We start from the raw sequence: 25011 nt of genomic DNA on the forward strand, positions 1-25011 counted from the left end.
TTTCCTTTTGATACAATTCTCCAATCCGCTAATCGTGAGAACCCATACCATTACGATTTATGGTTCCTTTTTAGAACCACATATAAAATTCAAAGTTTAAATAATATTAAAAATCAATGGAATGAATAGCTAATTACAGGGACGCCAGCCCACCAAATAATGATCCGGATACGTCCGGTGAAGTACAGAAAGCCCGCATGGCACAAGCCCTGCGGGCTTTTTTGTGTCTATTGTTGTCCGAGAACATCCGGCTAAATCCGGTGATTATTGGTATACGTTTAGGTATACGGTAGTATGTATACCTAAAAGCGTATACCAATTCATGAAGGAGCGGCCACTGTGGCACGGACAACACGCCCCCTGACCAACACTGAAGTTCTGCGCGCTAAAGCGTTAGAGAAGGATCTGACGCTGCATGATGGCGATGGGCTTTTCCTGATAGTGAAAACCAGCGGGAAAAAGCTCTGGCGTTTCCGTTATCAACGTCCGATAACAAAGCAGCGAACAATGATGGGGCTTGGTGCTTTCCCTGCCCTTTCGCTTGCTGATGCCCGAGGGTTAAGAGCTGATTACCTTGCCTTATTAGCCAACGGAATCGACCCGCAAATTCAAGCTGAAATTGCAGAGGAACAGCAGCAAATCGCACTGGACAGTATTTTCTCAACTGTGGCCGGCAACTGGTTCATAATGAAGAGCAAAAGCGTCACTGAGGACTACGCGAAGGATATTTGGCGTTCTCTAGATAAAGACGTATTCCCAGCAATAGGCTCGATACCTGTTCAAGAAATTAAGGCCAGAACGATAGTTGAAGCATTGGAACCAATCAAAGCACGCGGCGCATTAGAGACTGTTCGTCGCTTGGTCCAGCGCATTAACGAAATAATGATTTACGCAGTCAACATCGGCCTGATTGATGCTAACCCGGCATCAGGTGTTGGAATGGCATTTGAGAAACCCAAAAAGCAGAACATGCCCACGCTACGACCAGAAGAATTACCTAAGCTGATGCGTTCTCTGGTCATGTCGAATCTGTCTGTTCCGACTCGCTGTCTTATTGAGTGGCAGCTCCTGACCCTTGTTCGCCCTTCAGAAGCATCTGGCGCTCAATGGGCTGAGATCGATCTTGATGCAAAGCTCTGGACAATTCCTGCAGAGCGGATGAAGGCCAAGCGTGAGCACATTGTTCCTTTATCACCTCAGGCATTAGAGATTCTGGATATCATGAAGCCTCTCAGTGCACATCGCGAACATATCTTCCCGAGCAGGAATGATCCAAAGCAACCAATGAATAGTCAAACAGCTAATGCTGCTTTGAAGCGTATGGGGTATGGTGGCAAGTTAGTTGCACATGGATTACGTTCCATTGCAAGTACCGCTATGAATGAACAAGGATTCAATGCTGATGTAATTGAGGCAGCACTTTCTCATTCAGATAAAAATGAAGTAAGAAGGGCATATAATCGCTCAACATACTTAAATAAAAGAATCGAATTGATGAATTGGTGGGGAATGAAGGTCAAACTATAGAGATTGGGACATTAGTCCCAATCTGATTTTTATCATCAAAAAAAGAAAGAGGAGTCACCATATAGAGCTAATTTATTATAAGCTACATCATGGTCATCTAAATTCTTACCCACAACCAAACAAAGCTTCTTCCCTTGAATATCTATAAGCTCATTCGCACAACCTTCAGAAAAAGATGTAGCATCTTTTTTATTTTTGTTGCAATAAGCAAAGTAACAAAAACCAAAGCTTTCAAAAATCCCAGATGAATAGATAACTGAATTTACATGACCAGAAACCCTCCAATTTTTCCTCACGTTTCTCTTCATTTCATTTATCATATCATAAATAACCGCCTGCTCATTTGGATGTATATTATTTAGTAACAAGGACAGTTCCAACCATCTATACGTCTTCCTCGTTTCCAGTTGTGTAATAATATCCATAAAGAGTTTTCGCACTTTTGGTTTTGGTTTTGTTATTTTTATTCCATTCTCCAAAGAAATATAATAATCATCTATTTTTTGTGACATAGTAGTCAATATTAAATTGGTTTTTTCATCTGATCCCTCCAAGCAAAAAAGGGTATCCAGATAGGTTCCTAGCAAATCCAATTCATCACCAAAATAATTGTATTCACTCTCTATACGTTGACGTGAAGAGAGGTAATGCAAAACAAATGAAGGTTTTTCTAGTATATCAATAACAGTTTCAAAATCGGCTAAGCACATAGATGGGCAGGACTCAAAATCATCTGTAAACCATCCACATGCCTTAATCTTTTGCATATGCGACTGCATAGCACCAAAACTTTCCAGTGAAACAGATACTCGAATAATCTTTTTTACTTTTCTTAATTCATCACCTAATTGTTTTGTAAGATCATCTTCAATATCCAAATTTCCATTTAAATAAATCATCCTATCTCTCAGTCTTTGTGACTGTATACACGGACTGATAATTAATTCATTTATATGTTTTTTTAACCGTTCTGGCGCCCCACGCAATGCTGGTTTAGATATTTTCCCTGATTTAGCTTCAAAGATAATGGCAAATGAATCTATAAGTGTTAATACATCCGTCTCATATACCTGCCCATCCTGCGTCCACTTCAAGCCATTATATATTACTGCTTCATCAAATTTTGATTTAACTATCTCATTTATCTTATTTTCTAAATAGACACTTTTCCTATCTGATAAAGTCACGTCAGAAAACGTGGAGATCAGATCATCAAATATAGGAATAATAAAGCTAAAAAATACCTGAGGAATAAAGCAATAAACCTCCGACTGACTTTTATTTATAAGAGGTTTATACCAAACAGGATTATCAAGAGTTAGATAATCTCTATTTATTCCTGCCAACTGCCCTTTTTCAAGAGAAAAATAAGCTTGTATGTTTCTAACTTCATTTATAGGAATAGAAGTGCCAGATGATATTTCTGAGTCATTAAAAACAAACAATGACTCATCGCAATGCATTACTCTAACCAATAAAAAATAAATTAAGGTTTCTTTGTTCGCGTCATGAACCTCATATTTCATAAGTTCCAAGAATTCATCTTCATTAGTTTCATCTAACACTACTTTACGCAGACTTCCTATATCAAGCTTATAATATTCCTGTAACTTTGAAATTCTTTCATTTATTTTTGATTCTATAGTATCTATAAGGAATTCAAAAAAACCAATGACATTATCGACACTAAACCCAAAATGCTCTTTAAGACCATCATTAAAATATCCATAAAGTTCTAAAGAAATTTTCTTTACCTGTGTGTAGTACCCCCAATTTCTAACCGATGTAGTCTGCCCCTGCATTAAACTCCGCATTAAAAATGCGCTTTTTTCCTCATCAGTCTCAAGTTCAGTTCCGCCATCAAATCTCGCCAACATATTTGTTGAAAAGATATAATCCAAACTATCTTTAATACTATTAAAATCTTCACTTGTTGTTTTTGCTTCTGTATTAAATTCATTGCCAGGCAATGTTAAGAAAAGAGCTTGAATATACTCAATATAAAACTGTGGAATTGCAATTTTACTATCTTGTATAGATATACCTTTTTTCTCATCAATAGGAGAAAGAGAGCTTGTAACAAAACCTGATAGCAAATGAATGGGATTAACCTCTTTTATCAAATCAACAAGTTCATTTTTTAATAGTGGTAATTTTTCCTTAGCATCTAAAAATGATGCACCCACTACTTTTTTTATTTGTTCTCTACTCATATCCTTAAAAGGGTTTATAACCTCAGTCAAATCACTAGAGTTTTGTATTTGAAATTGTTTTTTATTAATCTTTTTTTTACTAAATTTATTCTTCACCTTACCGTTCCTTTTCATAAATATAATTAAAGCTTAGCTACACGCATTTTTGTTACCACCTATGAAAATGTATCATCAATATGATAACGATGCTTATTAATGCTGTATGTTACATACTCTACTATTCAGAAAGCCAATAAATATACAGCGCGCAATGCTCTCCCCGCCACGCCTGCCCACTTCCGGGGGCGCTTTTAATGCAGATGCATGGAAGGGCTCAGGCCACGCCAGCAGTGGTGCGGCCGGGTGTGGGAAATTCAGGATTTTGCATGCAAAGCCATGCAGCGTATGCATGCATGGCTATTTTTCTTAAAAAGACGGGAATTTTCGGGGCGTTTTATGCGGATTTTTTGCGTTTCTGAGTGGTCTGTCGGCACATGAAAATCTGACACTGCTCAGGCGTATATTTTGCCCGGCAGTCCTCTCTGGATGCTCTGTCAGGCCGGAATCCGATGGTCGTCAGAATATCCCGGTCATCCTGCGCATAATGAATATCTCTTCCGCTGGCCAGATGAACCGATAGCGCTTCGCGAATGCTGGCGGCCACCCGGTCGAGAGCCCGTTCCCTGACGATTTCAGGTTGTTCGCTGAGGTGCATTAATTCCGGCGCCAGAGCGGCGGCCAGCGCGTCGCCACTGACCTGCATAAAGGCGTGGAGCTGACGACGCATGCTGACACGCTGCACGGCCTCATGTGACCGGATGTACTGACCGGCTGACTGGTTCACCGCCCATTTTTTCAGGTCAATATCATCACGCAGCGCCTGTACAGCGTCAGGCTCATAACGGGTACAGGTCAGCTCCAGCTCTTTCAGCGCCATTTCAGCCCGTGCCAGTGCCGATTTGCTGCTCATCCAGTCCGTTTTATTCTTCTGACAGGCTTCAAAAGCCTGTTCCAGTGGTGCTCGTATCATTTTCTTTCTCCTGAATCAGTGGCGCAGCGATGAGCGGGCGCAGTCCAGAATACGGAGTGGCGTCACGGGGGCTGCTGGTGCCGGAGTGAACTTTTCTTCTGCCGGTGGCCGTATCACCTCGTCGATAGACTCGATGGTGCGAAAGGTCGCGGAGCAGAACACATTCACGCACTGGAGATAGCTCTGTTTGACGTTATCCGACAGGTAACGACTGGTGCGAACATGGGCGGCCTGTTTGCAGTACGGACAGCGCATCATGGCTTCACCCCCTGCGGTTGTTTCTTCTGCGCCAGCGCTTTAGCTCGCGACATTCTGAGGGCAGGACTTTTAAAGAGCTTCATGTCTACGCCGGTGAGTGCCGGGCGATGAAGGCCAATCTGTGAAATCACCGGCTCATTTTCCATGTTGAATGCGTAATACTGGCTCTGTGTCAGTACATTCTCGCCCAGCTCCTGAATCAGAATAGTGTGAGGGTGTTCTTCCCCCTTAATCTCAAGCTCACGCAGACGTAAAGCAAATGCACGTACCAGTGCAGGGGGAATGTCTTTCATTACCACCGCCCACTCATTCCGGGCATATGCAGAGAACACATCTGAATGAGCGCTGACGTATTCTTTTCCTGACGTACAGGCGGCCAGCATAGTACGGGCTTTATCATCATTGAGCTCATCAATCAGGGTGGCGAATTCCTCAGCCAGCTCACGACCGGCCACTCGCTGACCATGTTCCGCTTTCAGTTCCGGGGTCATCATGCCGCGCAGTTCGCGAAAACGGGCGCGCCAGTTCTGTTCCGCTTCAGTGCTCTCATTTAGCGCGTTCTGACGTTCTTTCTCGCTGCGGGTAATGGCGGCCTCGATATCATTCAGTTTCAGCATATTTTCCGTGTGTGCGGATTTAGCCTGACTGAATGCATCAAGTGCGTTGTTTATTGTGGTCGCTGCGTTCTGGTTTGCCTTCTCGTTAATAGTATCCAGTGCGATCTCGATGGCTGTACGGATTGTCTCATTCTGTGTGCTGCCAATCGTTTTCATTACTGAAGTAAGTAAGTCTGCTTTCATCGTCGGGCTCTCTGTGTGTTTTCAACCTGACGCCATTCTGCCGCCCCTCAGACAACAACTCGATTCATTGCGGTTGTAGCAGCGATGGCACAAACAGGACTTAAAAACCCGGTTTGCCAGAGAAAGGTCTCAGCAAAACCTTACTCATCGTTTGTTTTTTTACTTATAACTGTTCACTACTGTTCACCTTGAATAAAAATATAAGTAATACAGTAAGATAAAGGGTGAGCAGTTGAGGGTTTGTAGTGGCACAGTAAATTTGGCCACCTGATTAAAGGTGATATTCTCACCTCAACACAAAACAGGTGCCTTAATGAACAAGAAAACCAAACGTACTTTCACCCCTGAGTTCAGGCTGGAATGTGCACAGCTGATTGTCGATAAGGGTTATTCATATCGACAGGCCAGTGAAGCGATGAATGTCGGTTCTACCACGCTTGAGAGCTGGGTTCGCCAGCTCAGGCGGGAGCGTCAGGGTATTACGCCCTCTGCAACTCCTGTTAGCCCGGAGCATCAACGTATTCGCGAGCTGGAAAAGCAGGTTCGCCGCCTGGAGGAACAAAATACGATATTAAAAAAGGCTACTGCGCTCTTGATGTCCGACTCGCTGAACGGTTCACGATAGTTGCCAGACTGAGCGACAGCCACACGGTTGTCAGCCTGTGCTCCGCGCTGGAAATACACCGCAGCAGTTACCGGTACTGGCGAAAACGACGCGATACGGTTAATCCGGTACACGTCAGGTTGTGCAGCGAAATACGCCGGGCATGGAACCAGAGCCGGGGTTCTGCAGGCGCACGTACTCTGGCTGAAATGCTGACCCAAAACGGCGTCCCGATGAGCCGTTACCGTGCCGGGCGTCTGATGAAATATCTGAACCTGAGCAGTTGTCAGCCCGGAAAACATCAGTATAAAAATGCCCGTCAGGAGCATACCTGCCTGCCGAATCTGCTCGAGCGCCAGTTCGCTGTGCCCGAGCCAGACCGGGTATGGTGCAGAGATATTACCTATATCTGGGCAGGGAATCGCTGGTGCTATCTGGCGGTTGTTATGGATCTTTTTGCTCGCAGGGTTATCGGCTGGAGTCTGTCATCAAATCCCGATACCGCACTGATAAGCAGCGCTCTGCGGATGGCCTGTGAGACGCGTGGTCAACCGCGTGATGTCATGTTCCATAGCGACCAGGGAAGCCAATATACAGGTCTGAAATATCAGCAACTTCTCTGGCGTTACAGAATCAGACAAAGTGTCAGCCGACGGGGAAACTGCTGGGATAATAGTCCTATGGAACGCTTCTTCCGAAGTCTGAAAACAGAATGGGTGCCAGGGAATGGTTACGCAGGCAAGGACGAGGCCCGGCGACAAATTAATGATTACATATTGAACTACTACAACAGCGTCAGGCCTCACCATTACAACGGTGGGTTGACTCCGGAAGAATCAGAGAATAGATATCGTTTTTACTGTAAAACCGTGGCCAGTATTACTTGACCACTACATAAGCAGAAATTCGCGCAGAAGCGAGCATTGCCATCCGCTAGCGATAAGGTGTTGAGGACTAACCCAGATAAGCGCCAAAGCCTTACATCATCAGATGTCTCGTCCTCAACAAAGTAGGCATTTACGCCCCCATCAATTTCGCGAACCAAAACTTACACACCCCACTACGCACGTTCCAGTGCTTAGCCGGTTTATCTTTATATTGCTCATAAATTTTATCCAGGTTATCGCTACCCGATAGCTTCAGATCTGGCGGCACTTCCACTACGCCCTGGTAAGGTATGGCGACATAGTGCTTTCCAGCCTCAGGAATAAACGCGGTTTGCGTGACGATTTGACGGCCGCTGGAGTTATCCATCACATAGAGAGTCCAGTACTGTTCCGGGCGAAGTCGGCTTTCGTAAAAACGGTGAACTTTGCCGGCCATAAGGTTATTGCTGATATAAATAAGCTCCTGATCTTTATAGCAATCGCCTTCTTTGGCAAAACGCTGAAAATAAACCAGCCCTTGATGTTGGTCGTTGAGTTGAGTGTACACGACAGCCGCATCCTGCCCGGTATAGGGCTCGTAGCGTTTTGTACCTAAAGGACCCGGAGCACAGGCCGTTACCAGAAATGCTAAACCAATCACTATCCCAGAATATAAATGACGCACCATAACCTCGTTGAAGTCGTATTTTCTAATTTGCGGTTTAGCATATCGACAACGAAAAATGTTGCCTAATCATTTGTAACGTTAACTCCAAACAATAGGGGGTAAAAAGTGTGGATTCAGAAAATACTCAAGGAGGGACAGTTGCAGATAACCCAGACAACCTCTCAAGGATACCTGCTAACTGTAAGGTGAAGCTCAGAAAGGAACGGTTGTACTACCAGCCGCAGACGTTAGTCTCTTCATCCGATTCATACCCGCGAACGATGTTCACCAGGTCTTTCACCGCATCGGCGGCGACGGTCGGGTCCTGCAACTCGCTCAGTTGTGCAAACTCTTTATCCACCGACACACCGTTATTATTATTGGTGACGGTCAGGAAGAAGCCTTTACCCTGCGCATTATCAGAAGAGAGCGGAGAAATAAGCTCGGCGACGGCCTGTACGGCAATATCAGGAACATAAAGCGCCATCGGTTTAAGATAGATTTTTTCCTGTTTCTCTTTGTTATTGCCATTAATAACCGCCAGGGAATACCCTTTATTTTCACTGTTCATCAGTTCAGTTTCATCCTTCTATCAAAATCTTAGGATCGACATAGAAATCAACGTTAAATACGGTGTCGTCGCTTAATGCTTCAATACGGTGCCATTTCTCAGCCGGGAAAACGCCAAACTGTCCGGCTTCGATGGTCATCGTCTCAACGGGTTCCGGGCTAGTCTCATCGGCATAACCATAATAGCGTATTGCCCCCTGCATCACCGCCAAACGGGGGAACACGCCCTGTCTCGTACCGGCATCAAGATGACGCTTCCAGATGGATGCGGGTGCGGTTTCTTTGGTCCACAGCGGCGTGGTACGGGTATGAACGTAATGGGTGGGGATAATGATTCGCTGCACGATTCTGCCTCTCTTTCCACGCATTCAGGCGCGGTCTGGAATGGGAAAATATGTTGCATATCTTATACCCCTTTTAATCACTGAGGGTATTATTTTTTAATTTCATCAGGCCATACCCCTATTTATACTCAATAAGGATTAGATTATTTTAAATAAGTATATCCACCTCAGATAATGCCTATTCGCAATGTAATAAACCGCCCGATTCTTTTTTTAACCCGCTAAATTTCAATGCGATCGCCGACATCTGATATATTCCTGCAATCTATTAATTATCCCCTCTTCTTCCAGCATCGCGCCTCTCGCTAAACAACCTTCCCTATCGCAAACCAACAGCATTAACCACTTAATTATGCTCAGTATTGTGGTGATCGAAATCACATTTCACTGCCCTGTCGCCGGCATAAATTGACGTAAATCAAAGATGCATTTTGTTTATACCTTCGAGGCTGGACGTGTTTCTGCTGATGTGTAAATGTAATTGATAGTTATTATCATTATCATATTCATTTGTAGGGATACCGATGCTGCATTCCATTACCCGAGGGTCCTTCGTACTCTCCGCGCTGGCGCTCTGTGTTTCCAGCGCGGCCTCTGCCGCCACATCTTCTGAAACACCGCACAAAGCCAGCAAGGAAGAGACGCTGGTGGTGACCGCTAATCGTTCAGAAAGCTCGCTCTGGAACAGTCCGGCAACCATTCAGGTTATCGACCATCAGACGCTGCAAAACTCCACCAGCACCTCCATTGCCGACGATCTGCAGGATATTCCCGGCGTAGAGATTACCGATAACGCACTCGCCGGGCGCAAGCAGATCCGCATTCGCGGTGAAGCCTCTTCCCGTGTGCTGATCCTGATCGACGGTCAGGAGGTCACCTACCAGCGCGCCGGGCAAAACTACGGCGCCGGGCTGCTGATTGATGAATCGGCGCTGGAGCGCATCGAAGTGGTCAAAGGGCCCTACTCGGTGCTGTATGGCTCGCAGGCCATCGGCGGCGTGGTTAACTTTATCACCAAAAAAGGCGGCGATAAGCCGCTCGCCGGGACGGTGAAGGCGGTCTATAACTCCGCCACGGCGGGCTGGGAAGAGTCGGCGGCGGCCTGGGGCAGCATTGGTCAGTTTGATTACCGAATCAACGGCAGCTATTCCGATCAGGGCGATCGCGATACGCCGGACGGCCGTCTGCCGAATACTAATTTCCGCAATAACAGCCAGGGCATCTGGCTCGGCTACAACCTGGATAACCAGCATTTTGGCCTGTCGCTCGACCGCTACAAGCTCTCGACCCAAACCTATTATGAAGACCCGGACGGCGAGTACGATGCCTTTAGCGTCAAGCTGCCGAAGCTGGAGCGGGAAAAGGTTGGTCTGTTCTACGACGTAGATGTCGACGGTGATTATCTGAAGAAAATTCATCTCGATGCCTACGAGCAGACCATCGCCCGTCAGTTTGAAAACGAGGTGCTGACGTCGGTTATCCATAACCAGACCAAAACCAACGATAAGCAGTACACCCAGGGCGTAACGCTACAGAGCAACTTCTCGCTGCCTGCCAATAATGAGTTGGTCGTCGGCACGCAGTACCAGCGCGATCGCGTATCTCAGACCACCACCGGCTCGACCTACCTCAAGCCGATTTCACGGGAGACAATAACCCGCGCCTATAACGAGTCAGAGCAGAGCAATACCTCGCTGTTCGCCCAGAACGACTGGCATTTTGCCGACAACTGGATCTGGACGCTCGGCGCGCGTCAGTACTGGCTGTCGTCAAAACTCACCCGCGGCGACTCGAATGCTACGACGAACGGTATCACCAAAGACACCTCTATTGGCGCGCAGTCAACAAGTGACAATGCGTTAGTCAGCGCTACCAGCCTGCGTTACTCGGGCTTCGACAATATCGAACTGCGGGCAGCATTCGCCCAGGGCTACGTCTTCCCGACGCTGACCCAGCTGTTTTCGCAAACCGCCGCAGGCGGGGGGACAACCTACGGCAACGCCAACCTGGAAGCGGAACACTCCAACAACTATGAACTGGGCGCCCGCTACAACGGCAACCTCTGGCTGGTCGATGGCGCGGTCTACTACTCACAGGCGAAGGACTATATCGCCACCGTCGCCTGCTCCGGCCAGGCCATCTGCAACGGCACAACCAACTCATCACGCAGCGGCAACTATTACTACGACAACATTGACCGAGCCAACACCTGGGGCATGGAGTTGAGCGCCGAATATAACGGCTGGATTGTCTCACCGTACGTCAGCGGCAACCTGATCCGCCGCGAATATGAAACCCCGGCGGGGAAAACCACCAATACCGGCGAGCCGGCGATTAACGGCCGCGCCGGGATGAAACACACGCTGATGCTCAATGCGGCAAACGTCACCTCCGATCTCTTTATCCGCGCCGCCTCCAGCGCCAAAGACGATACCGGTACGGAAGAGACCCGCACGCCTGGCTGGGCCACGCTGAACCTGGCGGTAAATACCGAATTTGGTGCTAACGATCAGTATCAGGTCAACCTGGCGCTCAACAACCTGACCGATAAACGCTACCGCACGGCGCATGAATCTATTCCTGCGGCGGGCTTTAACGCGGCGGTCGGCTTTGCATGGAACTTCTGATGATGAAAAAACTGGCTGTCGGATTACTGGCGCTGGCCGCCGTCTTCAGCGCCCAGGCGGCTGACCGCATCGTGGTGGCCGGCGGTTCGCTTAGCGAGCTGATTTACGCGTTGGGCGCGGGCAACCAGGTGGTCGGAGTGGATGAAACCACCTCATACCCACCAGAGACCGCCGCGCTGCCGCACATCGGTTACTGGAAGCAGCTCAGCAGCGAAGGCATTTTATCGCTGCGTCCAAACCGCTTTATCACCTGGCAGGACGCAGGCCCGCAGTTGGTGTTTGACCAGCTGCGCAGCCAGCACGTCGAAGTGCTCACCCTGCCGCGAATCCCCGCCACCGTTGAGCAGATGTTCGCCAATATCCATACGCTTGCCAACGCACTGGGGCGTGAGGACAGCGGTACTGCGCTGGTAGGCGACATTCGCCAGCGGCTGGAAAAAGTGGCGCAGAGCAGCGCCAGTAAACCCGCGCCGGTGAACGCACTGTTTATTCTCAGCGCGGGCGGCAGCGCCCCGCAGGTGGCAGGGAAAGGCAGCGTTGCCGATGCCATCCTGACGCTCGCCGGTGCCCGCAACGTGGCTCAGCATCCGCAATATCGTAGCTACAGCGCGGAGGCGCTGATTGCCGCTAACCCCGAGGTAATTATCGTCACCGCGCAAATGGTCAACGGCGATCTTAACCGCCTGAGCGCGATCGCCGGGATCACCCGCACCAACGCGTGGAAAAACCAGCGCATTGTCGTTATCGATCAGGCCCTGATCCTCGGCATGGGTCCGCGCGTCGCCGACGCGGTTGAAACGCTGCACCGCCAGTTCTGGCCACACTAAAGGATGTTGAAAGACCGATGATGTTGAATACCCCTACCGATCTGGATTTAACCCCGCACTTTGCGCTGGAGGGCGGCCAGCCCTTTAAGGATCGCCGGGCGACGATGCCCTGGCGCGGCGCGGTGCCTATCGCCAAAGAACAGCTTGAGCAAACCTGGCAGGAAGTGCTGAACCACGTCGCGCCGCCGCACAAGCGCCTGCTGTATCTGCACATTCCGTTTTGCGCCACCCACTGTACCTTCTGCGGCTTTTACCAGAACCGCTATGAAGAGGACCACTGCGCGCGTTACACCGACGCGCTGCTGCGTGAAATTGAGATGGAGGCCGACAGCGTGCTGCACCAGTCCGCTCCCATTCACGCGGTCTATTTCGGCGGCGGTACGCCGTCGGCGCTGTCAGCCCACGACCTGGCACGCATCATCACCGCCCTGCGTGAACGCCTGCCGCTGGCACCGGATTGTGAAATTACCATTGAAGGCCGGGTGCTGAACTTCGACGATGCGCGGATCGATGCCTGTCTGGACGCCGGAGCTAACCGTTTCTCCATCGGCATTCAGTCGTTTAACAGCAAAATTCGTAAGAAGATGGCCCGCACCTCCGACGGCCCTACCGCTATCGCCTTTATGGAAGGGCTGGTCAAGCGCGACCGCGCCGCGGTGGTCTGCGATCTGCTGTTTGGCCTGCCCGGTCAGAACGCCGCACTGTGGGGTGAAGATCTGGCTATTGCCCGTGATATCGGCCTCGACGGCGTCGACCTTTACGCCCTCAATCTGCTGCCCAACACGCCGCTCGGCAAAGCGGTTGAGAACGGTCGCACCAGCGTGCCGCAGCCCGCCGAGCGCCGCGACCTCTATCTTCAGGGCTGCGACTTTATGGACCAGGCCGGCTGGCGCTGCATCAGCAACAGCCACTGGGCGCGCACCACCCGCGAGCGCAACCTCTACAATCTACTGATTAAACAGGGCGCGGACTGTCTGGCGCTGGGCTCTGGCGCGGGCGGCTCCGTCAACGGCTATTCGTGGATGGTCGAGCGCAACCTCGATACCTGGCACGCCGCTATCGCCGCGGGTAAAAAGCCGCTGATGATGATGATGCGTACCGCCGAGCGCGGCTTCCAGTGGCGTCACCTGCTGCAATCCGGTGTTGAAACCGCCCGTGTGCCGCTGGACGCGCTGACCCCGCACGCCGCGAAGCTCACCCCGCTGCTGGCGCAATGGCACCGCGCCGGGCTGACGCTCGACGACTCAACTTGCCTGCGTCTGACCAACGAAGGGCGCTTCTGGGCGAGCAACATTTTGCAGTCTCTTGATGAACTTATTCAGGCACTTAACGCACCGCGCATTGCGGTTGAAACCCAATAACAGGAGTTAATGATGAGCAACGTATCCCTGCAGGATTTTTTAAAAACCGAGCCTGACGGCACGCTGGAAGCGATCGCCAGCCAGTACAACACCACGCTGCTGGAGGTGGTAAAAAACCTGCCGTCCCACACGCTGGTGACGGGCGACAAGTTTGATACCGTCTGGGACACCGTCGCGGAATGGGGCAAGGTCACGACGCTCGTGCACACCGCCGATGTGATTCTGGAATTCACCGGTGAACTACCGTCCGGCTTCCACCGCCACGGCTACTTCAACCTGCGCGGCAAGAAGGGCATGACCGGCCACATCAAGGCGGAAAACTGCACTCATATCGCCCTCGTAGAGCGCAAATTTATGGCAATGGATACCGCATCAATCCTGTTCTTCAACGCCGCAGGCAGCGCGATGTTTAAAATTTTCCTCGGCCGCGACGATCATCGCCAACTGCTGAGCGAACAGGTTGACGCCTTCCGTACCCTCGCCGCCGTACTGAAGGGAGAGGCATGATGACCCCGTGGTTAATATTTGGCGCGGGTGGTAAAGGCGTCGGCGCGCTCACGGCCGAACTGGCATTGGCAGAAAAACGTCCAGTGGTCGCGCTGGTGCGTAACCCGGAGGCCGCCGCGCGGCTGGAAACGCTGGGCGCACGGGTGTTTATTGGCGATGCCTGCGACGCTGACATGGTCGCCAAAGCCTGCCAGGCCGCCGGTGAAACGGCAACGGTTGTCTCGACCATGGGCGGCGCACAGGATTATCTCGCCCACCGCACGGTGATTGATGCCGCCGAAAAAGCGGGCATTCGCCGGATGATTCTGGTGACTTCGCTCGGCTGCGGCGATAGCTGGCCGTTCCTCTCGCCGCGTGCCAAAGCGGCATTTGGTCAATCCGTGCGTGAGAAAAGCCTGGCGGAAAGCTGGCTGCAAACCAGCACGCTGGACTACGCCATTCTGCGCCCTGCCGGGCTGCTTAGCGGTGAGGCGACCGGTAACGCGCTGCGCGTGCAACAACAGGAAGTCCACGGATTTGTGCAGCGTGCGGACGTCGCGGCGCATATTCAGGCGTTAGCCAGCGCCCCAGCGCTCAACCAGCAGGTTTACAGCCTGGTTGAGCCGGGCCTCAAGCCGGCGTAATTCCCTTGCGGCGCGGAACATCGCGCCGCATCGATGTAACGGAGCTTTGCGTGTTCAAGGATTCACTCTCTTCATTCAGCGTTTTTATCGGCCTGCTGCTGGTACTGGCGACCCTCGTGCTGGTCGGCGCCAGCCAGGGGGCGCTAAAAATCACCTTCGCCTCGTTGCAGGATGCGCACTACCGCGATATCTGGCTCTATATTCGCCTGCCGCGTGTACTGCTGGCGGTGCTGGTCGGCGGCGCACTGGCTACCGCCGGGGTGATCATGCAGGGGCTGTTTCGTAACCCAATGGCCGACCCCGGTCTGTTAGGGGTGAGCAGCGGCTCGGCGCTGATGGTTGGCGTCGCCATTATCTTCCCCGTTTCGCTCCCCGCCGCTTTTCTGCTGTACGAACAGATGATTTTCGCCGTCGTCGGCAGCCTGGTGGTGTGCGCCGTGATTTTCCTGATTAGCCTGCGCCACCAGCACGGCGGCATGATCCAACTGCTGCTGGCAGGGATCGCCATCAACGCGCTCTGCGGCGCGGCAATCGGCATTCTGAGCTACGTCGGCGATGAACAGCAGCTGCGCCAGCTGACCCTATGGATGATGGGCAGCCTGGGGCAGGCCCAGTGGCCAACGCTGCTGGTTGCCGCCTCGTTTGCCATGCCAGCGATGATCGCCACCGCCTGGCTTGCCACCACGCTGAACCTGCTGCAGCTCGGCGATGAAGAGGCGCACTACCTCGGCGTGAACGTCAAGCGCAAGCGCCAACTGCTGCTGTTGCTCAGTTCTCTGCTGGTTGGTGCGGCGGTGTCGGTTAGCGGTGTGATTGGCTTTATCGGCCTGGTGATTCCGCATCTTATTCGCATGACCATCGGTGCCGACCACCGCTGGCTGTTGCCCTGCTCTACGCTGGCTGGCGCCTGCCTGCTGCTGGTTGCCGACACGCTGGCGCGCACGCTGGTGCAGCCTGCTGAAATGCCGGTCGGCTTATTAACCAGCCTGATTGGCGGCCCCTATTTTCTTTGGCTGATCCTGCGGACACGGAGAGCGCTATGATTGAAGCCCGGAATCTCACCTACAGCATCAACGGCCGCCGTCTGACCCATAACGTCTCGCTGACGCTTCCCGGCGCAGAGATAGTCGCTATTCTTGGCCCCAACGGCGCGGGCAAATCCACGCTGTTGCGCCAGCTGACCGGTTACCTAAAACCCGATAGCGGCACCTGCTCGATGTTTGGCACAGCGCTGGAGGAGTGGTCAACGGAGACGCTGGCGCGCACTCGCGCGGTGATGCGCCAGAACCAGGAGATGGCGTTTCCCTTCAGCGTGATGGAGGTGATCCGCATGGGCCGTCACCCGCATCGCAGCAGCAACCCGCGCGACGAGACGGAGCACATTATGGCGCTGTGCGGCTGCCGCGAACTGGCCTCCCGCGATTACCGCCATCTCTCCGGCGGCGAGCAGCAGCGGGTACAGCTGGCGCGCCTGCTGGTGCAGCTTTGGGAGCCTGAACTCACGCCAAAGTGGCTGTTTCTCGACGAACCGACCTCAGCGCTGGATATTCACCACCAGCAACAGTTGTTCCGCCTGCTGCGCGAGCTGGTGCAGCAGCGGCAGTTTAACGTCTGCTGCGTACTACACGACCTTAACCTTGCCGCGCGCTACGCCGACCGTATCGTGCTGCTGGAAAAAGGCCAGGTGGTCGATAACGGCACGCCGCAGGAGGTGCTGACGGAATCCGCGCTGCGTAACCTCTATCAAGCGGAAGTCGCCGTTACCCGAACCCGCGATGACGCCCCGCTGATCGTGCTGGAAAGGTGATAATTCACAGGCGGTTTAGCACCCTTGCCAAAACCGCCTGGTGGAACACAATGATTCAATTACAGTTTATTCCTAAAGCCTCATCCAAACGTCTGTGCCATCCTTTCTATCGCTCACAAACTGATGAGGATTTGTTATGAAAAAAACAACAATTGCACTTTCAGCGCTTCTGCTGGCTTCCCCTGTTTTCGCAGCGACTACACACGCCACCGACGACACGGTTGCCCAGGCACAGGCAAACGCGAATACCGCGAAAGAAAAACTGCATCAGACACAGAACCAGGGTGAAGAGCTTAAGCTGAAGTCTAAGCACGCCACCGAAGGTAAGAGCGACAGCGTAGGTAGTCAGGTGAGCGAAGGCGCTCAGAAAACCTGGCATAAAACCAAAGAAGGGACCGAGAAAGGGTGGGATGCCACCAAAGAAGGCGCCCAGAAAGGCTGGAATAAAACCAAAGATGTCTCCCAGAAAGGCTGGGACGCCACCAAAGAAGGTGCGCAGAAAGGCTGGGATAAAACCAAAGACGGTGCCGCTGAGCTTGAGAAAAAAGTCAGCGAATAACCCCGTTCTACTGAGTCAAAAAAAGCCGCAGATGCGGCTTTTTTTACGTCTGCCACCGCCGTTACGCACATTCGCTCCGTCCTTCCACCTACCACTCGTTATGTATTGACATATATAGCGACATTCCCCATGATATTCGTCATACAAATAATAATAGCTGTTCCCCTCATGCGTAGATGGTAACTCGGTTACCACCAGTCTTTCGGCTAACACACTGAATTTAAAAATGTTTGATAATAAAACAATACCGCTCGCTTCGGGGCTCCTGGCATTCTCATGCCTGGCGATGTCGCAATCTGGCTATGCGGAGGACACGATGGTGGTCTCTGCCAGCGCCGCCGCTGCCGATAACAGCAGCGCACAGGAGCCGCCTGCTTCAGAGAAGCAGGCCACTTTAGGCAGTCTGGGCAAACGGACGGTGATGGATGTTCCCTGGTCAGTTCAGACCCTCTCCTCGCCGCTTATCAACGAGCAGCAGCTCAAAAGCGTCAAAGATGTCTATCGTTACATGCCTTCCGTACAGGGTGACGGGGTTCGCCCACAAACCCGCGGCATGCAGGGTAGCGTGGTACAGAACCATATGATTGATGGCCTGAACGCCGTCTCCACCACCGAATATCCGGCAGAGCAGTTCCAGAGCGTTGAAGTGCTGAGCGGCCTGGCGGGCTCGCTGTACGGACCTGCAAACCCAGCGGGGATGTTTAACCTGGTTTCCAAACGCCCGACGGATACCCCGCTGCACCGCGTGACCGTCGGCGGCAGCACCGGTAACGGCACGCTGACCTCAATGGACTTTAGCGGCCCGATTGATGACGGCGACCGCGTGAAATACCGCCTCAACCTGCTCAACGATGAAGGCCACGGTTACACCAGCGGCAGCCACAAGCGCCGTCAGTACGCCGGTCTTGGCCTCGACTTCCAGCTCACCGATAAAACGGTGCTGGAGAGCAACTTCAGCTACTACCACTACTACGAAAAAGGCATGCCGGGTTCGTTTGCGCTGGCAAAAGGGGTGCATTTCCCTTCCCCGCTCGATCCGACCAAAGCGCAGTACGGCCAGAGCTATGCCGGTAACGATGATGAAACCAGCACCGCCAGCCTGCACCTGAAGCATGATTTTGACGGCAACTGGCTGCTGGACGTCGGCGTGCTGCGTCAGATTGCTGACCGTGAATCCACCACCGTCACCAATACCCTGACCGATAATCGCGGTAGCTACACCACCACCACCTCCGACTCCGCCGCCAGCCGTTTTACCATCAACAGCTATATGGCGAACCTGACCGGCAGCATGGACACCGGCTGGCTGACCCACGACATCAGCACCGGGGTGCGCGGCTTCGTGTGGAAAAACTATAATCCGGTCAACGGCGGGACCTTTACGCTGGGCAAATCCTCGCTAGACGAGCACCCGATTTATCCGCGTCCGCCGTATCCTGATTTTAATAATCGCTACCATTCAGCATCTACCACGCAGCATGCTTTCCTGCTGAGTGACACTCTGCACTTCAGCCCGCAGTGGAGCCTGCTGCTCTCCGGCAGCGAAAACCTGTTTACGGTCAGCAACTACAACAAGACCGGCGCGCAGACCAGCGATAAAAAAGACAGTGGGGCCAGCGGTTCAGCCAGCCTGATGTACAAGCCTATCGATAACATCACGCTCTACACCACCTGGGCTGACAGCATGCAGCAGGGCGATACCGCGCCAAACGGCGCGAATAACCAGGGCCAGATCCTCGACCCGTACCGTAGCCATCAGGTGGAAGTGGGGGCGAAATATGCCCCAATGCGTGACCTGATGCTCTCCGCCGCGCTGTTCCAGGCCAAACGTCCTTTCGCCTATACCAATGACAACGGCGATTTCGCCCAGGACGGCACGCAGAAGAACCGCGGGCTGGAGCTGATGGCCGACGGCCACGTCACCCACAACCTACGTCTGTTCGGCGGCGCAACCTGGCTTGACCCACGTCTGCACGACACCAAAGACGCCAGCGCTGACAACAAACAGGTGGTCGGCGTACCGCGCTTCACCGCCAGCATGCTGGCGGTCTACAGCATTGAGCAGCTTCCGGGCGTCGATGTGGACACCAACGTGCGCTACGTTGGCCGCCGCGCGACCGATAACGCCAATGACAGCTGGGTGGGCAGCTACACCACGGTGGACGCCGGGGCGAGCTACGCTACCCGTATGTACAACACCCCCGTGACCTTCCGTCTGGATGTCACCAACCTGACTAACCGTCACTACTGGACCAACGTGGTTCCTGGCGCGTTAACCGGCTATACCGGCGCGGGCAACGCCAGCGCTCAGCTTGGGGCACCGCGAGAGGCTCAACTCTCTATGCAGATTGATTTTTAAGGAGTAAGTAGATGAAACGTCGCCAAGCGTGGTTGCTCTGCGCCTGGCTGGCTTTCCCCGCCCTGGCTTCCCGCCAGGTCGTGGATGATGCCGGCCATACCGTTACCGTTCCCGACCAGGTGAACACCATCGCCGACGGCTGGTTTGCGCACCACTCGGTGCTGATGACGCTGGGAGCGGGCAGTAAAATCGTCGCCACCGTCAACCATCCGGAAAGCCAGCCGTGGATGTTCAAAATCGCGCCGACGTTGAATCAGGCCCTGCAGGTGCGTGGCACCGCATTTAATCCCGAAAGTCTGTTGGCTAAAAAGGTGGATGTGGTGTTCACCTCTGCGGGCAATGATAAAGCGGAGAGCTACCGCCAGGCAGGGCTACCTACGCTACAAATGGCCTTTACCGACTATCCGTCGCTGATGAAATCGGTCGCCACCACCGCCGAGGTGCTGGGAACAGGCGACGCGCGGGCGCGGGCGAAGGCCTATAACCAGTATCTGCAAACCACCATTGATACCGTACAGAGCAAAATGCACGGGCTGACCGCCGAACAGCGGCCCAGCGTGCTGCATATTCAGTCGCTGAAACCGCTGAAGGTAGACGGCAGCCAGACGCTGATTGATACCTGGATTCACCTCGCCGGGGGTAAAAACGCGGCGGCGGAGATTCAGGGCAATATGAAAGAGGTGTCGCCGGAGCGGGTGCTTGCCTGGCAACCTGACGTGATTATCCTCGGGGCAAACTGCGGGCAGATTGCCGACTCACCCTACGCGGCGCTGTTCTCAGAACTTAAGGCGGTGAAAAACGGCAAGGTGCTGCAAAACCCGGCCGGGGTATTCCCGTGGGATCGCTACGGCACCGAAAGCGCGCTGCAGATCCAGTGGGCGGCACTGATGCTACATCCGGATCGTTTCCCAAGGGTGGATATGGCTCAGGTAACGCAGGATTTCTATCAGCGTTTCTTTGATTACAAACTTAGTGGCGATGAGACGCAGCGGATTTTGCACGCGCAGAAGCCGGCGCAGTAGTGATGTTTTTCCCCCTCACCCTAACCCTCTCCCCAAAGGGGCGAGGGGATCGTTTGGTGCGGTTTTCTCCCTCTCCCTTTTTAAGGGAGAGGGCCGGGGTGAGGGTTCCAGCTCCCCCTCTCCCCACCCTCAGTTATAAATAAGCGTAAACGTCGCCATACTGTGCGCCATCCCCGCACTTACCACGCTACCGGTTTGCACATACTGGGCGGTATAGTTAATAAGTTCGGCATTGGCGGCCTGGCTTGCCTTCACCGTTCTTAGCAGCGGCAGATTCGCCGCTTCGTTGATACGCACCGCCGTGCCCGCTGCTGGCGCCGGTGCACCGTTGTTGCCATAGCTTAGTTTCACACCAACACCCGTTGCCGCGCCGCTCATCTGAGTAATCGCCAGCGTATCCGGGAACGCCGGGTCAGCCTCCTGACCAAAGAAACCGATGCGCACATCGGTCGGCTGGGAGCAATAAACCGGGATCGCAAAGTTCTGCGCCGTGCCGCCGGTGGTATTCACCCCCTTAAACTCCGACTTATTCACCGCTCCCAGCGCCACGTTGATGATCGGCTTGGCCACCTGACAGCTGCCGCTGGAACCGATATCCACGTTCAGCGCCGACAGCCCCAGAAAAGTCGGCGATGTACTGGTCGTGCCGTTAACCGCCGAGGATCGCTGCTCCACAAACAGTTTGCCGATCTGCGGCTGGGCGTTCACGTTGGTGTGGTTGCCACCGGACAGATTCACATCGCCGGTTTTGTAGAAGGTCACGTAGGCTTTAATCACAATCTCTTTTTGCGTCAGCAGCGCCGGCAGGTCATCGCTGTCGCAAATCGTCGCCGAGTGACTCCCTGCCGGAGCACTGCTGCCGTCAATATAGTGCACCGCTCCGCCGTTGCACTGAAAACCCAGCGAATAGCCAAGCCCCGAAAGCTGAGTGGCATAAATACGCACGCCGTTAATGGCCGTCGTCGAACCCGAGGTAGCTTCCTGCTGATACACCACTCGCTTCCAACCCGCCGCTGGCTGCTGGAGATCGCAGGTAAATCGCACCCCGCTGCCGTTGTCGGCCATAGAATGTGACATCTGCGTGTTCACCGGCAGCGTGGGCAGATACTGTATGTTCTGGGTATTGATCGTCATATCGCCGATGGTATTACTGCAGCTTTCCGCCCACACGCGCGGGCAGCCGCAGGACACAACCAGCAGAATAAACAGGCGGATAACAACGTGGCTTCTGCACATAGGTACACCTTTTAGAGACACTGCGCGCTAACCGTTTTCACCGGTTTAGCCTGCATAGTAGTGGGAAGATGGTAACGGGCACGACAGGTCTTCGCGACGCGACTGTCCATCCAGCTAACCTCAACGATGCCCTCGTCCGGCATCCCGCTGAGATAAACCTGCCCCTGCTCCGCCACGATGCCGGATGCCGCCGCGTCATCCCCAATCAGACGCGCGCTGGCGCCAAACGGCAGCGGCCCCTGCGCACCGCGCAGCGTAAAGAGCACGCGGCTACCGATATGGGTGTGGTAGTCAGCTTCAACAATCGCACCGCCGTCGGGGATCACCGTCTGCGCCTGTAGATCCACGTCGGCGTCGTCGGGCAGCGATTCCGTATCAAGGCTGATGTCATTTTTTCGATAGGCGGTGAGCGTCGGCACAATGGCGTAGCCGCGCCAATCGGTGTGCAGATCGGTGCCGTTCTGAATATCGACGTTGCTGGCGCCCAGTGCCCGCACGACCGCAAAACTATCGCCGGTATACTGACCGAAGGTAACCCCGTGCGGATGCGCCACAATCGACCCCGACGCGCCCCAGGTCACCTGGCTATTCACGTTATCGTGCTGATAACCCAGCTGCGTTTCACCATAGCCGCCGCGATAATCCAGCGACACACCGCTGTTGCTCCCCTGCCCCTTGTTGCCGTACCCCTGCTGAACGGTGTAGTAGAGATTATTTTTCTCCAGCGCCGAACCGTATAGCGACGCCTGCTGTGAGGTAAAGCCGTTATTATCGGAGGTGGTGCTATAGCTGACAGAGCTATCCGCCAGCTGGCTGCCCAGCGGGATATTCAGGTTAAAGGAGAACGAACGATCGCTTTTATTGCTCTGGGTCGACTGCGTAAAGTAGTAGCCCACGCCCCACGAAATCCCTTTCCAGGCGCTATAAAAGCCGACGTGTACGGTTTCATCCTGCCCTTGTGAATGCCAGTAGGTCTGGGTCCAGGCCGACGCGGACAGGCTGCCCAGATCGCCGAGCGACTGCGACAACGACAGCTCCTCGCGTCTGCGCTTGTTATCGGAGACGCCGTAACGGCCCTCCAGCGCATTCGCCTCGCCAAAATCATAATAGCGACTGGAAGAGTAGCGATAGCTCGCCAGGCTCAGCGTCGTGCCGGTAGAGGCGAAGCTCTTTTGGTACTGCAACCGCGCAGAGTTACCGTGAAAGCGAAGCCCGGAAGGCGTGCGGGTGGCGGCGCTGGTGTAATCGGCCCCCAGCGAACCCAGTTCGCCAAAACCGTGGCCCAGGCCAACCGACCACGCCTGATAGTCATCCGCCAGCTGCGCTCCGCCGTAAAAGGTGATATCGGCGGGAAGTCCGTAAAATAGCGTCGACTGCATAAACTGCGGCTGACGGGTCTGCGGTTGGGTTGAGTAATAGCGTCCGATGCTGGCGCTGTATTTTATGCGCCCCTGACGCAGCATAAACGGCACGGCGGAAAACGGCTGGGTAAAATGGCGTACCGACCCGTCACTCTCGGTCACCGCCACCTCCAGATCGCCGCTCTGTGCGGTAGGATAGAGGTCATTAATCGCGAACGCGCCGGGCGCCACAAAGGTTTCATAAATCACATAGCCGTGCTGGGAGACGGTCACTTTCGCGTTGCTGTGCGCCATCCCACGAATCACCGGCGCGAAGCCGCGCTGACTATCCGGCAGCATCTCCTCCTGCGACACCAGCTGTACGCCGCGAAACTGCACGCTGTCAAAAACATCGCCGCTGGTGTAGGTGTCGCCCATCCGCAGCTGGCTTTTCAGCGCCCGGATATCGCGCTGCAGATAGGTGCTTTGCGAGCGCCAGCGGCGGGTTTTGTCGTACTGCATTGCAGCAATATTACGCAGCCGCCAGCTGCCGAGGTTCACGCCGCTGCGCAGGTTCAGGTAGCTGGTACGGTTATCGCTGCCATCCTGTCGCGACTGCGCCCCGGTCAGGTTGTAGTCGACAAAGGCCGCCGGAATACCCTCATCCCAGCGCGCCGGATCAACGTAGCCCTGGCTTTGCTGGTTCATTGCCGCCTGCGGAATGCTCAGATTCAGCCGTTGCGCGGTGAAGTCAAACTTGCTGCTGGCGTTGGGAATAAATCGCCCGATGCGGGTCAGCGGTTCGCCGTCGTGCAGCTGATTGAACGTGGCGAAGGCGCTGACGTTAACGCCATACTCGGCAAGCTGGGCCGTGGTCAGTCGTGGCAGCAGTTGGCCGTCGTCTTCCACAAATTCAATCGTCTCCTGGCTCACCTGCTGGTTGTTAACCCACACCGACACCGGATAGCGCCCCGGCTGCTGGCCGCCGGATTTGGCGAAATAGTGCAGGTCAGCGGTTTTCTGCTGTGGGTCGCTTAGCTCCACCGCTGCCGGGTCAAAATAGTCATCAGCCCTGGCGGGAGCGTGGTAGCACAACAGCAATAGCGCCGTCGGTACGCAGGCCAGCAGGGTGCTAGCGGCAACCGTCGCCTCGTCGGACGGCATATCTGAAGTATATTTTTTCACAAGAGAAGTCGACAAAACGGTTACCGTTGCGCGAAGTCAGTCGCGCCACCAAAATCGTTGATCGCCCGCCACTTCACCACGCCAGCGCGGCTGATGGACCAGGTTCTATCGCCAAACGGGGCAATCATCCCCGGTGATTCCAGATCAACGCCACCGACGGATAATGAGAAGAAAGAGACAAAGTACGGCGTAGGATTATGCGCGACCAGGCTGGCGCCGCGCGTTTCAAACGTCAGCTGTTGAAACGCGTCGTTGGCCTCACCGGCAAGATTATTCGGGCGATAGAAAATCTTAAACTTCGATTTAATATTGACCTGTAATTTATTCACATCGTTCTTATTCGACGGCGCAATACTTTTCACGTTCAACCAGAACACGGACTCACGGTCGGCAGGAAGTTTCGCACCGGTAAAATTAATACGAAGGACGTTTTTTTGTTCCGGTTCGAGGCGAAACAGCGGCGGCGTAACAATAAATGGCGGCTGGCTTTTATCGCTGGCAGTGTAATTTTCGACCCACGACTGCACTAAATAGGGAACGGTTTCATCGGCATTGGTTACCGATATAGAAGCTTCACGTTTACCCTCTTCATAAATGACTCGAGTACCGCCCATGACAATACCGGCCTGCGCCGCCGCTGAGACGACAAATAAAGAAAGAGCGATGCTCACAATCAAACGATTCATGGGAGTACCCAACC

Annotated in this window: 22 protein-coding genes; 12 read left to right on the forward strand and 10 right to left on the reverse strand. The window is 53.4% G+C overall.

The genetic code is table 11. The annotated features are described in order from the left end of the window. Nucleotides 1–339 precede the first annotated feature (339 nt). On the forward strand, nucleotides 340–1527 hold the full coding sequence (locus tag ACLGE8_RS17135) for an integrase domain-containing protein (RefSeq protein ID WP_411000044.1): 1188 nt from the start codon (nucleotides 340–342) through the stop codon (nucleotides 1525–1527). A 35-nt stretch (nucleotides 1528–1562) separates the two neighbouring features. Here ACLGE8_RS17135 and ACLGE8_RS17140 read toward each other — a convergent pair whose 3' ends face one another. The 4 genes from ACLGE8_RS17140 to ACLGE8_RS17155 form a co-directional block, all read right to left on the reverse strand. Next, nucleotides 1563–3836, reverse strand: coding sequence for a hypothetical protein (locus ACLGE8_RS17140; RefSeq protein WP_411000045.1), 2274 nt, complete (start codon nucleotides 3834–3836; stop codon nucleotides 1563–1565). A gap of 337 nt (nucleotides 3837–4173) precedes the next feature. After that, nucleotides 4174–4749, reverse strand: a complete 576-nt coding sequence (locus ACLGE8_RS17145) for a phage polarity suppression protein (RefSeq protein WP_373240569.1) — start codon at nucleotides 4747–4749, stop codon at nucleotides 4174–4176. A 15-nt stretch (nucleotides 4750–4764) separates the two neighbouring features. Next, nucleotides 4765–5007 carry an ogr/Delta-like zinc finger family protein gene (locus tag ACLGE8_RS17150; RefSeq protein ID WP_411000046.1) on the reverse strand — a complete coding sequence of 81 codons (243 nt, stop codon included), beginning with the start codon at nucleotides 5005–5007 and terminating at the stop codon, nucleotides 4765–4767. Further along, nucleotides 5004–5807: a capsid protein gene (locus tag ACLGE8_RS17155; protein WP_411000047.1), complete on the reverse strand. Its 804-nt coding sequence runs from the start codon at nucleotides 5805–5807 to the stop codon at nucleotides 5004–5006. Before ACLGE8_RS17155 ends, ACLGE8_RS17150 begins: the two co-directional genes overlap by 4 nt. Before the next feature lie 277 nt (nucleotides 5808–6084). Between ACLGE8_RS17155 and ACLGE8_RS17160 the strand changes: the two genes are divergently transcribed. Then, a protein-coding gene (locus ACLGE8_RS17160) for an IS3 family transposase (protein WP_411000048.1) occupies nucleotides 6085–7298 on the forward strand; the annotation gives its coding sequence in 2 pieces (ribosomal slippage) (nucleotides 6085–6379 and nucleotides 6379–7298; 1215 coding nt in all). Nucleotides 7299–7428: 130 nt separating this feature from the next. On the opposite strand, the gene ACLGE8_RS17165 is transcribed toward ACLGE8_RS17160, so the two are convergent. From ACLGE8_RS17165 to ACLGE8_RS17175, 3 genes are all read right to left on the reverse strand, one after another. Beyond that, a complete protein-coding gene (locus ACLGE8_RS17165) occupies nucleotides 7429–7965 on the reverse strand; it encodes a hypothetical protein (RefSeq protein WP_411000049.1) in 537 nt (178 codons plus the stop codon). A 211-nt stretch (nucleotides 7966–8176) separates the two neighbouring features. Next, complete coding sequence (locus ACLGE8_RS17170) at nucleotides 8177–8515, reverse strand: DUF1869 domain-containing protein (protein ID WP_411000050.1); 339 nt, start codon at nucleotides 8513–8515, stop codon at nucleotides 8177–8179. A 10-nt stretch (nucleotides 8516–8525) separates the two neighbouring features. Then, nucleotides 8526–8858 carry a DUF1971 domain-containing protein gene (locus ACLGE8_RS17175; RefSeq protein ID WP_185668736.1) on the reverse strand — a complete coding sequence of 111 codons (333 nt, stop codon included), beginning with the start codon at nucleotides 8856–8858 and terminating at the stop codon, nucleotides 8526–8528. A 524-nt stretch (nucleotides 8859–9382) separates the two neighbouring features. On the opposite strand from ACLGE8_RS17175, the gene ACLGE8_RS17180 reads away from it, so the two are divergent. The 10 genes from ACLGE8_RS17180 (at nucleotide 9383) to ACLGE8_RS17225 (ending at nucleotide 20550) form a co-directional block, all read left to right on the forward strand. After that, nucleotides 9383–11485, forward strand: a complete 2103-nt coding sequence (locus ACLGE8_RS17180) for a TonB-dependent receptor (protein WP_411000051.1) — start codon at nucleotides 9383–9385, stop codon at nucleotides 11483–11485. A gap of 2 nt (nucleotides 11486–11487) precedes the next feature. After that, on the forward strand, nucleotides 11488–12312 hold the full coding sequence (locus tag ACLGE8_RS17185) for a hemin ABC transporter substrate-binding protein (protein WP_411000119.1): 825 nt from the start codon (nucleotides 11488–11490) through the stop codon (nucleotides 12310–12312). Between the two features lie 20 nt (nucleotides 12313–12332). Beyond that, nucleotides 12333–13673: a heme anaerobic degradation radical SAM methyltransferase ChuW/HutW gene (hutW, locus tag ACLGE8_RS17190; RefSeq protein WP_411000120.1), complete on the forward strand. Its 1341-nt coding sequence runs from the start codon at nucleotides 12333–12335 to the stop codon at nucleotides 13671–13673. A 12-nt stretch (nucleotides 13674–13685) separates the two neighbouring features. Continuing rightward, nucleotides 13686–14180 (forward strand): heme utilization cystosolic carrier protein HutX, encoded by a 495-nt coding sequence (gene hutX / locus ACLGE8_RS17195; RefSeq protein ID WP_411000121.1) that lies wholly within the window; start codon nucleotides 13686–13688, stop codon nucleotides 14178–14180. Beyond that, on the forward strand, nucleotides 14180–14803 hold the full coding sequence (gene chuY / locus ACLGE8_RS17200; RefSeq protein ID WP_411000122.1) for an anaerobilin reductase: 624 nt from the start codon (nucleotides 14180–14182) through the stop codon (nucleotides 14801–14803). Before hutX ends, chuY begins: the two co-directional genes overlap by 1 nt. 50 nt (nucleotides 14804–14853) lie before the next feature. Further along, on the forward strand, nucleotides 14854–15846 hold the full coding sequence (locus tag ACLGE8_RS17205; protein ID WP_411000052.1) for a FecCD family ABC transporter permease: 993 nt from the start codon (nucleotides 14854–14856) through the stop codon (nucleotides 15844–15846). Then, nucleotides 15843–16610 (forward strand): heme ABC transporter ATP-binding protein, encoded by a 768-nt coding sequence (locus ACLGE8_RS17210; RefSeq protein ID WP_411000053.1) that lies wholly within the window; start codon nucleotides 15843–15845, stop codon nucleotides 16608–16610. Before ACLGE8_RS17205 ends, ACLGE8_RS17210 begins: the two co-directional genes overlap by 4 nt. A gap of 136 nt (nucleotides 16611–16746) precedes the next feature. Continuing rightward, on the forward strand, nucleotides 16747–17169 hold the full coding sequence (locus ACLGE8_RS17215) for a hypothetical protein (protein WP_220440957.1): 423 nt from the start codon (nucleotides 16747–16749) through the stop codon (nucleotides 17167–17169). Nucleotides 17170–17395: 226 nt separating this feature from the next. After that, nucleotides 17396–19528, forward strand: coding sequence for a TonB-dependent receptor (locus ACLGE8_RS17220; RefSeq protein ID WP_411000054.1), 2133 nt, complete (start codon nucleotides 17396–17398; stop codon nucleotides 19526–19528). 11 nt (nucleotides 19529–19539) lie between these two features. After that, nucleotides 19540–20550 (forward strand): ABC transporter substrate-binding protein, encoded by a 1011-nt coding sequence (locus ACLGE8_RS17225; RefSeq protein ID WP_411000055.1) that lies wholly within the window; start codon nucleotides 19540–19542, stop codon nucleotides 20548–20550. A 129-nt stretch (nucleotides 20551–20679) separates the two neighbouring features. On the opposite strand, the gene ACLGE8_RS17230 is transcribed toward ACLGE8_RS17225, so the two are convergent. The 3 genes from ACLGE8_RS17230 to ACLGE8_RS17240 are packed head-to-tail and all read right to left on the reverse strand — an operon-like array spanning nucleotide 20680 to nucleotide 24997. Beyond that, on the reverse strand, nucleotides 20680–21786 hold the full coding sequence (locus tag ACLGE8_RS17230) for a fimbrial protein (RefSeq protein ID WP_411000056.1): 1107 nt from the start codon (nucleotides 21784–21786) through the stop codon (nucleotides 20680–20682). Between the two features lie 11 nt (nucleotides 21787–21797). Then, entirely contained in the window at nucleotides 21798–24290 is a 2493-nt protein-coding gene (locus ACLGE8_RS17235; RefSeq protein WP_411000123.1) for a fimbria/pilus outer membrane usher protein, read from the reverse strand. Nucleotides 24291–24331: 41 nt separating this feature from the next. Further along, entirely contained in the window at nucleotides 24332–24997 is a 666-nt protein-coding gene (locus tag ACLGE8_RS17240) for a molecular chaperone (RefSeq protein ID WP_411000057.1), read from the reverse strand. Nucleotides 24998–25011: the final 14 nt, after the last annotated feature.

Source organism: Kluyvera sp. 142486, from assembly GCF_046569695.1.
Taxonomy (GTDB): Bacteria; Pseudomonadota; Gammaproteobacteria; order Enterobacterales; family Enterobacteriaceae; genus Kluyvera.